The sequence below is a fragment of the Azohydromonas aeria genome (genome assembly GCF_009760915.1).
Taxonomy (GTDB): Bacteria; Pseudomonadota; Gammaproteobacteria; order Burkholderiales; family Burkholderiaceae_C; genus Azohydromonas; species Azohydromonas aeria.
The window spans coordinates 1-13931 of the sequence record NZ_VIDQ01000002.1; the positions used below are offsets into that span (position 1 = coordinate 1).

The following is a 13931-nucleotide window of genomic DNA, read 5'->3' on the forward strand; positions in this document are numbered from 1 at the left end:
GCCCTTGAGCTTGTGATCGCGGATGTGCTCCTCGATCTCGTAGAGGGCAGCGATCTGGCGCAGGGCCTCGGCGGCCACCCGCGGCTCGGTGTTCTGGGCGTCGAAGAAGTTGCGCCTGCAATGAACCCAGCACTGGGCGTGGGTGATCCCGGTCTTCTTGGCGTACTTGCCGTAGGCCTCGTACCCGTCGGACAGCAGCACCGCGCCGGGCACGTTGTGCAGTCCCAGGGCCTGTTGCACGTGTTCGTGGCGCCGGGACTCGAAGTATGGGAAGCACACCTCGTCGAGCTCGCCGTACACCGGCCAGAAGTAGCCTGCGCGCATCTTGCCCGTGCCTGTGCGGCCGGCCTTGATGGGCGTCTCGTCCATGGCCTTCACCCGCGACAGGCGGATGGACTCGAACTGGGCGTCGTAGATCGGCTGCAGCAGCTGCGCCCCCTGCTGCACCAGTTGCGTCAGCCAGCCGCGGCTGAGCTTGAAGCCCGCGTCGAGCAGGCGCTGGTGCTGGCGGTACAAAGGCAGATGCCAGGCGAACTTGTCCAGCAGCAAGCCTGCGAGGAAGCTCACGTCGGCGCGGCTGCCCTCGATGACGCCCTCGGGAGCACTGGGGCAGTGCAGCGCCAGGGTGTCGAGCCGCTTGATCACAGGGCGCACGTACTTGAGCACGACGTACGCCCCCGGGCGCTGCGCAAGTCGGTAGCTGACCTTCTCGCCGATGACCTGGTACTGCTCGGGCGCGAGCGTCTGCACCTCGGGATTGACCACCTCGATGGTGTGAACCGGCACCTTCGTCTCGTCGAAGAACGACACGCCCACGCCGTCATCGGCGAAGTCGCTGCGCGGCTTGCGGCGCTTGTGCGAGCCGACCTCGCTGGTGGAGTCGTCGGCCCCGGCCGTGGCGGGGGCTTCGCCCAGCAACTGCCCCAGGTGCATCTGCTGAGGGTCGGGCGGCGGCACGAAGCGCTCGCTCTTGCGACCGAACAGCTGGCGCTTGAACCAGTCGATCTGGCGCTGCTGCGCCTCGATGAGATCGGCCTGGCGCTGCACCAGGGCTGCGAGCTGCTGCACGTCCAGCACGGCCGCATCGGCGGCAGCAACAGGGCGGGCAGGCAGCGTGGTCGACATCACGCCGATGTTACCGGGGACGACGGCGGCACTGCGCTGCCATGGCGGTAGCGCTTGGCTTGGCGCTGAGGCTCGATGCCTTCGAGCATGAGCTTCAGCGCCGTCCAGTCCATCTCGCGGTGCGACACCGCGGACCAGTCCCGGATGAAGCGCCCGGCCTCGAGCCGCTTGGCCCAAACGCACCAGCCGCTGCGGTCAAAATACAAGATCTTCATGTGCGAAGCGCGCCGGTTGACGAACACGAAGAGATGCCCGCTCAACGGGTCCTGCTGCAGACCGTGGCGCGCCAGCGCGTAGAGGCCGTCGAAGGAGTTGCGCATGTCCACGGGCTTGCCGTAGAGGAACACGCGGATGCGGCCCTCGGGGAAGAACATCAGCGCCGCACCAGGTGCACCACCACGCCGCCGCCGAGCTCGATGCGCAGGTCCAGCGCGGGCAGCGGCGCAGCGCTCCCACCGCTACCGAGCATCCCAAGATCCACGAACGCCGTTGGCGTCTCCTGCTTGGACGCCTTCGCCACCACCGGCACAGCACCCTCAGCCGGCGTACGCAGCCGTCGGCGCCAGCGGGTGAAGCTGCTGCGGCACAGTCCCTCGGCACGGCAGAAGTCCTCCACCGTCATCCTGGCGCCGTCGAAGCGCTGCAGCACCTCACGCCATGCCGGCTCGTCCAGCCGCCGCCGCCTGACGACTTGCCTGCCTGCTTCCATCCTTGTCGCTCCTCATGCGTTACCGATGAGGGCATTGTTCGGATGGCAAGGCCGCGGTGAAGGACGCCGCAGGGCGACCGCTTACCCTCGACGCTAATGCGCGGCTGTGCACGCACCAGGGCACCACGAAGGTCCGTGGTGCCAAGCGCGCAGTCACCCGCTGCATCTTCACGCGCTCGACCGCGATGCGGCCGGCCAGCACGGGCGAGGTGGTGCCCGAGGCAGCCAGGCTGCCGTTGATGACCCAGGCGAAGGGCTCGATTTGCAATCGGCGCAGTTCCTGTCGCAGCGCTGCAGGCTCCGACACCGAGGTGTTCTCCCGCAGCGGCACCAGCACGTTGCGGGTCCTACACCGGCCTGGACCTCTCCGGCGTAGAGGTTGGCCGGCTGCAGTCGCTGCAGGCTTTGCGTGCGCGGCCGGTGCAGCAGCTGCCGTCCGCGTGCACGGCCGGGGCATGTGGCTGGAGCTGGCGTCGCGCGGCGAGCCCGCCGCGGCGGACGTGGAACGGCTGCAGCGCGTCGACGCGATGGTGCTGTGTGCATGTGGCCACGGCCGACGGGCACTCCTTGCCAGCGGCGCTGGAGGCAGATGGCCCGCTTCGGGGTGCTACAGGGCGTCGTGCACGCGGTAGGCGCGGCCGAGGGGCGCGTACTCACCCTGGCGAAAGAGCGGCACGCAAAGGCGATGTTCGCGGCCAAGGTGGGCGGCACGCTGAACCTGGCGGCGCTGCTGTGCGGGGAGATGCAGGAGGTCTTCGCGCTGTGCTCGCCGCTCACCGCGCAGTCGGGCGCAGTGAGGCAACCCGCGTACACGGCGGCCTGCGCCTTCCAAGACGCATGGAGGCAGCAGGCCGCCGCAGCGGGCGCGGATTTGGACAACGTCATTTGAAAGGAGCGGGGCATGGTGCCCGGCGCGCAGGGCACCTCACGCGTCCCGGGAGCCGGCACGGTCTCAGGGCCTGGATCAGTTGGTGGCGAAAGCCGGTGCCACCGAGTTCGCCCCGCGAGCGGCCCTCCGCGGCCAGGCTGCGGGCGCAGCCCTTCGAGCCGAGAAACCCGGCGCCGGGCTACGAGATGTCGCTGGAAGTGCATGACGCCGGCGGTACCACCATGGGGCAGTACTGGATCTGCGCAACGGCGCTATTCGAGCCCAGCACCGAGCAGGGCATGGTGCGCCAGTGGCGCTGCCTGCTCGATGCAGCGATGGCACAGCACGACACGGCTGCAGCCGCGCTTCAACTGCTGAACGCGGCGCAGCGTCAGGCCGTGCTGGCGGTGGCGCGGCGCCCCGTGCGAGCCGACTGGGAGCCGGAGGACGAGGCCGGCTCCATCCACCGCCAAGTGCAGGATCGGGCGCCGCGCAGCCTCGAAGCGGTGGAGGTGTCAGAAAGCAAGCGCCAGAGGCGCTTCGCCGAGTCGACGGCCACTTCTTAAACCAGCCTTCGCAGCGTGTGAGGTTCTTCAACGATGCAAACCGCGCCTACTACCGCAATTGCAGCTCACCAGAACGCAACGCTACCCCTTCCAGCACCGAGACAACAGCATCTTGAACCGCCCGGCCAAGGAATCCCGTCGAGCTGGTGTTCGGACCGAAATCGTAAACGTTAGATTTAAAGTTAGTCCGGACGAATTCATCCAAGGTACCAATCTCGTCCACTAGGCCGACTACTAGCGCTTCTGGCCCCGGCCACACTTCGCCTGTCGCGATGTTGACACCAGCCTTCAACTTGGACGAACGCCGGGACTTCACCTCATTCACAAAAACCGCGGCAGTTTGATCAACAAGCATTTGCGCCTTCGCATCTACTTCAGGCGAAACTGGCGTGAATGGATTCAAGAACGCCTTGAGCTTTCCGGACGCGTAAACGCGCTGGGAGACATCAAACTTGGCGATTGCCTTGTCCAGCTGCCAGGGAGCTATGACTGCCCCGATAGAGCCAACCAGCGAATACTTGCCTGCCACAATCCGGTCGGCGTGAAGAGCAATAAGATATGCCGCGCTTGCCCCCAGATTATTGACTACGGCAATGACGGGCTTTGGATACTGCTTTTTATAAAACCCAATGGCCGTATATATGCGCTCTGACTCAACCGGAGCTCCACCTGGGCTGTCTATAGACAACACCACGGCCTCGACGCTGGCATTAGAAAACGCCTTCTCCAACAAGGGAACTATTTTGTCTGCAGATGCACGCTCACCTGCTGCAATGGGTCCTTCAATTCTAACAACGCCGACCGCTTTTCCAAACGGTCCCCACTGAAACCCAGTAGTGCTAAGAAAAAATAAGAAATATAATATACCAAGCAATACGGGCACACCAAAGACGAGTGCCTGAAACATCATCTTCCAGCGGCGCTCGGATCGCCGTTCGGAAACAGCCAAGTTTTGCGCAGTTTCAAACGACTGCCGCTGCGACCGCATCTCACGCACCAATTCAAGTATCAGCCGAAAGTGGTCTCGCTCGTGAGATCCAGCGGAGTCATCTACCGGACCTTTTTCGTGACCACTGCCATGGTCGCTCGATCTGTCTGAAGTCATGATCTAGCCCGTTAATTGAAGGTGAATTTCACTTGCAACCGGACGAGGCACCGCCGAGTACAACGGTTCCAAGCGATACTTTCGAGCAATCCCGTGCACCAAGCGCCTCAACACCGACAGATTTTTTATCGTCGCTGGTGGCGTGGTTGGACTGCTGCATACGCAGCAGAAGCGCACGGAGAGATTCCTTGCTCTCGCGCGCGGTCAGATCGGCACCGAGTAGTGAATGTTTCGCGATAGGACAACGAAGCTCGATTCCTTGAGAAGAACGACCCGCTCTTTCAACAGGCAGAGAGGCGCGTCGTACTTCGGCTGCTACGCACGCGCGATTGGCAATATTCTCCAAAACAAGCGAATCAACTTGGTTGTCAGTACTGCCGTGCAGGATGAGGATTTGTTTGTCAACGCAGTTTTTGACGATGAAGTTGGCACCTAGTCTGAAGTAAGCCTCGGCTTGATCCGCGGCGCTAGCGGTCCATGGCACCAACGCCTTCCGCGATAGCCTCTCGATCGTGTGAGGAGCGAGGTCACAGACCGAGTCATCGGTAGCCTTGTTGCCATGGAGCGCCACTGCTTCTGAGCACGGTGCGACACTGATCGCACACAAGGCCAGCATGGACCTTGACACGAAACCGACTCGCTTCATAACGATCTCCCAGACCAAGGACCTCAAAGTAGAAACCGTCATTGCAACAGGAGGCAGATCCATGCGTAACAGTTTGAAGCTAACAGCGGTGCGACTAGCTATTGCCATAGTGGTGTCGATAGCAAGTCTAATTCCAGACATGGGGTTCGACACAGCAACGCGTTCCATAACTGCGGCGATTATTGGTATAGCTGCATTTGTGTTGATGACGCTATCAGCAAAGAATTCATATACGCAGCGAGACGAGACTGAAGCGTTCTACTTCTCGCAAGATCAGTCACCAAGCCACTATCCTCCGCACGAGCGCCATTGACTTTGACCACTAGGTGCTACCTTGGACGTTTGCGCTGCTTTTCTTCCTCAATTTGCCGCTGCACGTCACTGACCATTCCCTTTACAACACCGCTTGCATCTCTAACAACCATTTCTCCAGTACGCCCGACCATGCTTCCTTGCATAGAAGGACGGCCATTCTTGTCTCTAACGATGCCGTGATCTTTGTCGAAGTCTTTGGGCTGGCGATTGGCCAAACCTTTATCACCACCACTGTTGACGCCTTCACGGAACCGATTGCTGTCCTCCAATTCTTTCGGAGGTGCGATTGCACCTGGCAAAAGAGCGGTATCAGTATCGGTTGAAGCACTGGGCCGGGAAGAAGGCGAACCTGGCCGGCCTGGCCTACCACTTCCTCCAGAGGAGCCACGCCCAGGGCCATCATGCCGACCGTGGTCACCCCGGACAGTGCCCGCATTAGCACCATGCAACTGCCTAACGTCTGCAGTAGAAGCAGGCACAGCGGTTCCGTCAGACCACCTGGATGGAGTTGCTGAGATGTTTCCCAGCCCGGAAGCTAGATGCGCGGCCATTGCCTGCGGATTGCCGTGATACCTGCGCGCAGCCTCATTCAACTCATACAACATATACGAGTTCACTGGATCAGCGGTTACGTTATATGTACCGCCAACCCCCGAATCACGAGCACTCCTAAATTCCTCTGCTCGGGTGACCGCCTCATTGAACCTAGCCTCTGCGGAATCAAGCCGCGTCTTGCTGCGATTCAACGCTGAAGAGAACGAAGAACCGCTGGTACTGTCAGTTGATATGGAATTCAAGAAGCTTGTATCTCGGCTCACACGGTCAGCAAAACTCTTAACTCGCTTCAACGTGTCAGAGTCTACGGCGTCGAGCACTTTCGATTCCACCTCATTCAGCTTGAATGCATAATTTTTTTCCATTTGAGCGCCCATTCTGACACCAGCGACCTTGCTGCCGATTGCGCCAAGTAAGCCCGGCGTAACGGCCAGTCTGAAGAGAGCGTTAGCGGTTTGGTCTTCTCCCACATTGGTGGCCTTCGATGCCCTGGATACGGCACCTTTCATCGTCTCCAAAGCCGACGTCATTTCCTCATTTGCACTTACGGTTTGACCAGCCGAGTTCCGAGTGCCACGAGACGTCGAGGTGGCACGGCTGTAAACGTCGCTGAGTATTGACGCCGTCGAAGAAGCAGACGAAACCAACTCGCCTTTGGCCGCAGATACAGCTTTATTGGCCATCTCCACGTGTGACGCAGTCACCTTTGCGGAAGCTTCAACCGAAGCAATCCCTTCGTTACGCAGGAAGGAAACTGCGGTTCTACCTGTGCCATCCCGCGTAAGCCAATTGCCCTGAATATCCTGAGTTCTACTGACAAACGGATTAGATGCCATAGGCGAAACCATCCGCTGATCAAGCGTCATGTTTCCTAGGCTCACGTTACCGGCAGCAGCAGCTGACGACGTGTTTCCAATCGTCGACTGGAGACCAAATAAGCCGCCGGTTAAGGTCGATCCAAAAGATACCAGCCTATTAGCAAGAGCATATGAAAGCGGAGGAATCGCTATGATGAGATAAGAAACGACCGCCTGGGCGGAAATCGAATTGCCGTATACACCGTTGGCGGTTTCAAGCGACAGAACTTTTAGCCCTCCGCCGATATCGACAGCGGCAGCCTGATCAAACTGTGCGTAAATCGAACCCATGTAGCTCAACACAGCAAACAAGGGCGGCCACAGTTGAATGGAAACCAAAACCGTAAGGTAACCACTCAGGACGGTGATGGTTCCCCTACCGCTTGTTAGAAACAGCAAAAGAACAATAATTGGAAATACCGCGTATGTGAGAGCTTCAGCAGCATTTCGCACAATCGGGAGCGCCTGCTCGGATATCTTGGCACCATTTATCCAAGCAGCGTTTTGAGCAGCCACCGCATTTGCCCGACCAGTGGCCATCATCATGCAACTGGGATCATTTATTCGCTGGCAGCGCATCTCCGAAGCGTCATTGATGGCGTTTATGAGGGCATTTTGTCGAAGCAACCCTGTCGCTCCGAGTGACGCCGCCTGCATTTGAGTGACTATGTAGGCTTGCGGAATAGCGTTAAGTAGAGCATTCTGCGCCGCAACGCTTGGCAATGATGGATATAACTTTCCGCTGAGCTTTTGCGCCAGGCCGTTTACTTGAGCTGGCATACGCATATCCAACATCACATATGCTTCATCGCACGGCTTGGTGGTGACTCCAGTGTCATCAGACACCGTTGAAAAGCGAGCCGGATTGGTCGTTCGCATCGCCGCCCACAAATCGGCGGACTTGTTGAAATCCGCTGGACCGATCGAACGATCCTCTAGATCATAAACCGTACAGTTTTCGACAAAATTCAAAAGATCAGCGCGAAGATAAGGATCGGAGAACGCTACACGGCGGGACTCTTGAATTAATCGGCTACCGAACATCATGCCGTTCTGCTGATACGCCAGCTCAGCCGGGAGCGAGCCATTGCCAGGCATTACCTGGAATGCAGCCTCGAATAATTGTGTTAGCGTATTGCCAATCGAGCTGGTCAACCCACCCAAAGCGGCAGCGCCGAACGGCACATTCTGTATGACTGTGACGGCAGAACCACCCGTTTTATCCACCACACCAACAGTCGCGCGCGGCAGAATCATTACTCCATAGATCAGTACGACACTTCCAAGCCATTTCCACCCTTGCAGTTTGTCGGGCGCAAACATATAAGCCACCATAGCGGCGAAAAATCCGCATACCGCGACAGCAGCAACCGATCCAAGATATCCTTGCGCACTGATGATTGCGGCCAAAGCGTTAAAGATGCCGGCCAGTGCTTCGCTATTATGGTATGCGTAGATTTCCCACATTTTGTGCCCCTCAGCTTCAACTATCTCGGCCCAAGATATGACTGTCGAAGCATGTCGGAGACGTGCGAAGACATGTTCACTCGCAGCCTCCGGTCTAACTGCTCGATATCTGCCGTGACTTGGGATACAGAAGCGAGTTTTTGATATTTAGCTGATAGATCAGCGTGCAAAAGGCTCAAGAAATGTTGCAGATCGCCACGCAGGCGGTTCGCATCCTCCTTTTGATTCTTGTCCAACCGGTAATTCCTTTGCAAAGCGCTCAAGCCGACAGAGGCAAAACGGTTCAGAAACATCATCGCGTAGTCGGTTGCCACGACATGCTTGTAGTTTTGGATCAAAACGGTATTTAGATCTGAGTTAGGCGTCGTACTTCCGATCGCAAGCAGACGCCATATCGGTATCGACGTCGCGTTGACAAAATTAATCAAACGACCATCTGCCGGGCCATAAGCGGCTCGGTTGCGGATATGATCGGCAATCTGAGTCATCAACTGCTCGACGCGTGTAGTCAGAGGTGTGTGCTCAACATCTTCATAACGAACCGTGTCGCAGCTGCTGTAGTTATTGCACTTCAGCATTTGTATACGAACTTTTCCACTCCCGGCGTCTTGTTGACCGTTAAGCAGGGTTCCAATATCCTTAATAGTAGGAGCAAAAACGTCGGGTTGCTTTTCTGCTTCTTCAGGATAGTATATGTAGGTGCCTATGATGCTCATCGCGATCTCACGAGACGCGTCATCCAGATCAGGTACCTTTTGAAGAGCCACCCAAGTTAAGTTTCCCACAAAGGGAGCCAAGTCGCTGTCTGGCCCACCTGAATCGCGTGAGGCCTTTAATATTGAAGCTCTATCGTTTTTACAGCGTTGGCGCGCCTTATTGATATCAGGCTCCAAGCCCGTTGATACCGCAATCTTGGCGCACATGTCAGTTGCGCTCACGCCGCTAGCTTCCATGGCGTTTGAAACTAAGGAACTGGCAGTCTCGCAACTATTGATACGTGCGTTATTGATCCACGATTCAAGACTTTTAGCCCACTTCGTTATACCGCCAAGCAATGGCGACACAGCATCTAGAGCCACTTGAAATGCTATGCCTGGCAAAGCCGACGTTATGTTTTGCAGCATTGCCTTGAATTCTTCCGCCGAAATGGCGGACATGCTGCCGCCGAAGAGGTCAATTCCTCCGCATCCCGCTTTTGCCGATGGATAGTTCATGGTAAGGAGCTGATACGTTCGATTCGGCGATCGCACGTAAAGGCTACCGCCAGTGAGAGTGTTATAGGTCTGGCCTTTGAATGCACCTGGAGCGCTGTAATTGCCTACTGCGCCAAGCGAATTGAACATATCGTTTACTTCGGCATCAAGGTTTCCTGCTCTGAGTTGCAACGGGGCAAGTGCTAAAGACGCAGCTGCCCCGAGAACCACGACTTTTCGGAAATAGGAGTGGTGCTTCATGGCGTCGTCCTCACTGCAGCCGGATCCGTCGCGTCGCCGAGGGCAGGGTTGCTTCTGCACCAGGAGTAGAGACGGTCGAAATTCTTTCTATCAACTGCGACTCCGAAAGTATTCCAAATCCAATCGGCGTGATTTTTCCCGATGCAGGCTCGGCCAAATAGAGGGCAGGGACCTGGGTCACTTGCAGCGTCGTGGCGATGCCGTTGTCGCGTCGTGGTTCCGGATAAACAGGCACCCCCCCACCATCCAGACTTACAGGCACGACCTTGATACCGGACTTAGCCTCGAAGGCCCGTAAAGTCGGTGAGAAGGCGTGGCAGTAGGGACAATCGCTCCTAAAAAAGAAAATCATGACATGGCTCTTGGCCAATGCCGCTATAGCTTCTTGGCGCTGCCCGGCCTGAACTTTGTCGAACACATCAATTGCCCGTGCGTTAATAGGGCGACCTTGCAAAGACATATCCAGCTCAGGCGTGGACCAAGCAACCCGCTGGGTGACTTCAGAGAACCGTCCCGCCATCCGGTAGACCCGATTCTCCATTTCCATATACCTGCGGACATTATTGTCGGTGGGATTCAAGACTGCAACTTTTCTATACTGCTCCAGTTCCTTTTGCATTGCCTCGAACCGGCGCAGGTCTTCTGTGTCAGCGTCTTTTGTTTGACGGGAGACACGTGGAGCAGGTTTCGCTCGTTCCGTAGGTTCATCGACCTCCGGCTCAGGATCGTTGAAAAAATGCCAACCGCGTCGGATGTCATCCAGGAAGGATTGATTCGACGTAGGGGGGCTGTCCGCGATCGAAAGGGATGCAGGCGATGCTGGGTTTGAGGCACGCTGAGCGGCGACTGGTCCAGCGGCCACTGTAAGAGTCGAGACGATAACTGCAATGATTTTGCGATACATGGTCCGCACCTTTACTCAGCACTCACCGGCGCAGAGCCATCCCGGCAATAATTCATCCCGATATCTAGCGTCCTCGGCTGAGGCGACGGAGCACCGGGAAGCTGTATTCCGTCCTGGGATAGCCGCACGTTGAGCCGGCTGCAGCCTGGCTGCTTGAGACGGCGGAGGGTCGTGACCTGTGCCTTGAGCGGGCCGGACGCCTTGAATCGGGCGGAGATAGCGGAAATCATCTCACCGGAGAGTTCGGCCGATGCCTCCCCGGTCGGTGAGTCGATAGCGGCGACCAGCAGCGATCGCAGATTTTCGACGGCCAGTGGGGGGGCGGCGCTCACAAGGTTGCCCCATGCTCCAGCAACAAGAATCGCGGGTACTGTTAGGACCGCCATAGAATTCATGGAGTTGCGCATTTGCCTGCCCCGTAATAGCAAGACGATACCTTTCCGGAGTTCTGCGAACGCAGGGCATTGATGTCCGGCATGGTTGGCGAGATGGAAGCGTAAAACTTGCTGAAATCCATTGCGCCGAAATTGAGTGCCTGGAGCTGCTCGACCGTGAAGCCGCTGCATTCCGGCCTTCGTGCGGACCCCCAGCCCTTGCCGATTTGAGCTCGCCCTTGCTCATTAATGAGTCGAGCCAGCAGCGAGTTGAAACAACATTTTCCCGTTGTGCGTTCGATGCAGGAAACGCACTTACCAAGAACTCGAATACACGAGGAGCAGTAAGTCCCGATTTCGTGGCAGAGTCCTGCGCCTTCTTGCAATGCCATTCGCCCTTCTTCTTCGTTGCAAGACATCATCGAGAGGACTACGAATACAACTACGGCCAGCGCCAACGACCAAGGGTCGAATGCGATAACGACACCCTGGCCCGCCGCAGCGGATGACGAATATAAAACGGTAGAGCCGGCGGGAATGGCGGTGCCATTCACAGCAATGGTGATTCCGTAAGAAGTGAAGCTGCCGCTGAAACCGGCACTTCCCAGCAACGCCTTGAGCCCGTAGTAGACAAATTCTCGGTTTTCAGCTTTCATTAGAACGTCGTACACGAGCTTCGTTCCAACGCCGAAGGCGGATTGATTTGTCAATCCTTTTCCGCTGCTGTCCTTCTTGCAGCAGTTGGTGAACAAGCGATTACGGCAACTCCCCGCTTCGCCTTGAAATACCTCCATGCGCGCCGGGTCCAGGTAGACACCGCCATGACGGGCGGCTTCCATATATGTCATGGCGCGAGCGAAATCGGCATCCGCAACGGAGGAGATATTGAAGCAATTTCCTCCAAGACAGAAAACGTCGGAGGGACAGTTGCTTGCCGTGGTAGCCGTTTGTGCTGGAAGATCGCAGGAGTAGTTATCTTTGTAGACCTCACATATCCCAGTGCTTGCGTTTCTGCTTTGGCATTCGGCCCCAATTTTCTTGCAGCTTTGCGAGGTCAGGGCGGAACACTGGTCCTGGATGCCGCCACCACCGCAATCCATTGCGCTTTTGTATTCCCAGCAAGAGCGCGTTACCGCTACTCCATCGATCGTTTTGGTTGATGGCCCGTCAACACAGACGGGGGCGGATACCACCTTGCATCTGCCAGCTGTTTGATTGGTCGGGCAAGAATTTGCCCATGTGTCAATTTCTTCGTGTGCAGTGCTGGGTTGCTGGTACACCAAGTCCATTCGTTGCAGCTGAGACGGATAGTTTGGGTTGGTCTCCCAGCCTGTATTCGATGCGTTCCGGCGAAACGGGTACCGTTCGCCACAGCCAAACGCATTCGGAAATCTGCTGCACTCGCCGTATACCAAGGACGCGACAAATACCGATACCTGGCACGTACCACCAAGGCAGCCGTTACTGGCGGCATAAACTCCCTTGAAGAACAGCCGGCCGATGACATCGCCGGCATTGCCAACCAGGGCGGGCATCGGTGAGACGTTGCCCGTGCTGAGGTCGAATTCAGCGACGAACCGTCCGCTCTCCGTTAGGCGGAAGTGCTGCTGGCCGTTGTCGCGATCTGGTAGGCACTGCGCCTCGACACGGTAGGGGCCTGCAGCAGCCGATGAGAAGAAAGATCCTGGCTCGCAAGTAGATCCGCGTTCCACTGCGACGTTCAGCCGGTTCGAGCAATCCACAGGGCTACCTGCTTCGTAGCGCAGGCAGCTGCGAACTTCAGTGCGGGCGGGCGTGGTCGTCGTGCCGGTGGTGCAGCCGCTGTAGTAGCTGGCGAGGTTGCCAAGCCCGAGAGCCGGATTGCGCGCGATCCGGTCGGCACCGGCGACACCGGCATCGCCCAGAGATAGCCCAGGTCGTGGCGCATTGGCCGAGTTCACGGCATTGCGCAGCGCCTGGCAGTTAACGTCGCCCGGGGTGGTTGCACAGGCGGCAAGCCTGTTTTGAGCTTCTGCGCCCAGCGCGGGGCGGCCAGCCAAAGCGGCCTCTGGCGGAGTGGAGGTGTAGCCCGGGACCACGGCTGCAGCGTTGGCCGGATTCACGGTTCCCCGGGCACTGGCATTGGCGGCGTTTCCAGCAGCGAGGCCGTCGTTGAAGGGTGATTGCGCAAAGGCGACGGGCCTGCCCAGCGCGAGAGTGGCTGCGAGCACCCAAACCAAAGCACGTACGCCGCTTCTCATGGCCGGGCTTTCATGGCGGAGAGCAGCACGCCAGCCTCTTTGCCAAACGATGGCGCGGCCCGCTTGATGTGCTCCAGCGCATAGTCGACGCTGACATCCCCTGACACCGCAGCGAAGCTGGCGTTGGGATAGCACGTGCCCGCGGCGCATGGTGCCGGCACGGCGCCATCCTTCAGCAGGACGAACGTCGGTACGACGTTCACCCCGAACCGGTCAAATGCCTGCGGGTCGAGCTGGAAGCCGACTTTTCGTTGGCCGATGAGCTGCCGTGCACGCAGCGCCGTCTGCTGCAAGGAGTTTGAGATCAGGCCCCTTACAACCAGGGTGGCATTCGACCTCGCCGCTTGCTCCACGAGCCGTGCCAACGTGGCATCCGGCATCGAAAAGCTGATGAACACCAGCAGCGCCGGACCTCCGCCTGGCAGGAGCGCGGTCGGTGCATTGCCACCAGCTTCGAAACCTCTGGCCACTGCTGCCAGATCCACCTGTTGGCGAGCCTGTGACGGGGTGGGGCTTGGAAGGGCTCCAATATTGGGCGCGCCGGCTGGAGGGACCTTCGCCAGGTCCGCCGCGTTGGGCATGCCGTGCTGTCGCACGGCGCGGTCGATGTCCTGCTGCGTGATGACCGGCTGGCTACGCTTGGCGCGCTCGATGTCGGCGGGGGTCACCTGCGCTGCACTCTGTGCCAACGCAGCGGCGAGGCCGGCGCCCAGTAGGGCTGTTGAGGCGATTTTGAAGACGCGCAT

At 58.3% G+C, this 13931-nt stretch carries 14 protein-coding genes; 3 read left to right on the plus strand and 11 right to left on the minus strand.

The window, feature by feature from the left end; genetic code table 11:
- The 4 genes from tnpC to FJ694_RS01800 form a co-directional block, all read right to left on the minus strand.
- The coding region (gene tnpC, locus FJ694_RS01785) for an IS66 family transposase (RefSeq protein ID WP_157263865.1) at positions 1–1125 on the minus strand (1125 nt) is incomplete at its 3' end.
- Positions 1125–1499, minus strand: coding sequence for an IS66 family insertion sequence element accessory protein TnpB (gene tnpB, locus FJ694_RS01790; protein WP_157263867.1), 375 nt, complete (start codon positions 1497–1499; stop codon positions 1125–1127). The genes tnpB and tnpC, both read right to left, overlap by 1 nt.
- Positions 1499–1834 (minus strand): IS66 family insertion sequence element accessory protein TnpA, encoded by a 336-nt coding sequence (gene tnpA / locus FJ694_RS01795; protein WP_157263869.1) that lies wholly within the window; start codon positions 1832–1834, stop codon positions 1499–1501. Before tnpA ends, tnpB begins: the two co-directional genes overlap by 1 nt.
- 19 nt (positions 1835–1853) lie before the next feature.
- Positions 1854–2171, minus strand: a complete 318-nt coding sequence (locus tag FJ694_RS01800; protein WP_157263871.1) for a hypothetical protein — start codon at positions 2169–2171, stop codon at positions 1854–1856.
- A gap of 252 nt (positions 2172–2423) precedes the next feature.
- Between FJ694_RS01800 and FJ694_RS01805 the strand changes: the two genes are divergently transcribed.
- Positions 2424–2723: a KR domain-containing protein gene (locus FJ694_RS01805; protein WP_157263873.1), complete on the plus strand. Its 300-nt coding sequence runs from the start codon at positions 2424–2426 to the stop codon at positions 2721–2723.
- 95 nt (positions 2724–2818) lie between these two features.
- Complete coding sequence (locus FJ694_RS01810) at positions 2819–3268, plus strand: hypothetical protein (protein ID WP_157263875.1); 450 nt, start codon at positions 2819–2821, stop codon at positions 3266–3268.
- 49 nt (positions 3269–3317) lie between these two features.
- Here the strand turns inward: FJ694_RS01810 and FJ694_RS01815 are convergent, their stop codons facing one another.
- Together FJ694_RS01815 and FJ694_RS01820 are read right to left on the minus strand one after the other, a co-directional pair.
- The gene (locus tag FJ694_RS01815; RefSeq protein ID WP_157263877.1) at positions 3318–4373 is read right to left on the minus strand and encodes a S49 family peptidase; all 1056 of its coding nucleotides are present in this window, start codon (positions 4371–4373) and stop codon (positions 3318–3320) included.
- A 28-nt stretch (positions 4374–4401) separates the two neighbouring features.
- Positions 4402–4989 carry a hypothetical protein gene (locus FJ694_RS01820; RefSeq protein ID WP_157263879.1) on the minus strand — a complete coding sequence of 196 codons (588 nt, stop codon included), beginning with the start codon at positions 4987–4989 and terminating at the stop codon, positions 4402–4404.
- Here FJ694_RS01820 and FJ694_RS01825 point away from each other — a divergent pair.
- The gene (locus FJ694_RS01825) at positions 4988–5332 is read left to right on the plus strand and encodes a hypothetical protein (protein ID WP_157263881.1); all 345 of its coding nucleotides are present in this window, start codon (positions 4988–4990) and stop codon (positions 5330–5332) included. The two genes, FJ694_RS01820 and FJ694_RS01825, sit on opposite strands and share 2 nt — an antisense overlap.
- Before the next feature lie 16 nt (positions 5333–5348).
- On the opposite strand, the gene FJ694_RS01830 is transcribed toward FJ694_RS01825, so the two are convergent.
- The 5 genes from FJ694_RS01830 to trbC form a co-directional block, all read right to left on the minus strand.
- Positions 5349–8213, minus strand: coding sequence for a conjugal transfer protein TraG N-terminal domain-containing protein (locus FJ694_RS01830; RefSeq protein ID WP_157263883.1), 2865 nt, complete (start codon positions 8211–8213; stop codon positions 5349–5351).
- Between the two features lie 20 nt (positions 8214–8233).
- Positions 8234–9667: a conjugal transfer protein TraH gene (locus tag FJ694_RS01835; protein ID WP_157263885.1), complete on the minus strand. Its 1434-nt coding sequence runs from the start codon at positions 9665–9667 to the stop codon at positions 8234–8236.
- Between the two features lie 10 nt (positions 9668–9677).
- Positions 9678–10571, minus strand: a complete 894-nt coding sequence (gene traF, locus FJ694_RS01840; RefSeq protein WP_157263887.1) for a conjugal transfer protein TraF — start codon at positions 10569–10571, stop codon at positions 9678–9680.
- 391 nt (positions 10572–10962) lie between these two features.
- Positions 10963–13185: a conjugal transfer protein TraN gene (locus FJ694_RS01845; protein ID WP_157263889.1), complete on the minus strand. Its 2223-nt coding sequence runs from the start codon at positions 13183–13185 to the stop codon at positions 10963–10965.
- Positions 13182–13931: a type-F conjugative transfer system pilin assembly protein TrbC gene (gene trbC, locus FJ694_RS01850; protein ID WP_157263891.1), complete on the minus strand. Its 750-nt coding sequence runs from the start codon at positions 13929–13931 to the stop codon at positions 13182–13184. Before trbC ends, FJ694_RS01845 begins: the two co-directional genes overlap by 4 nt.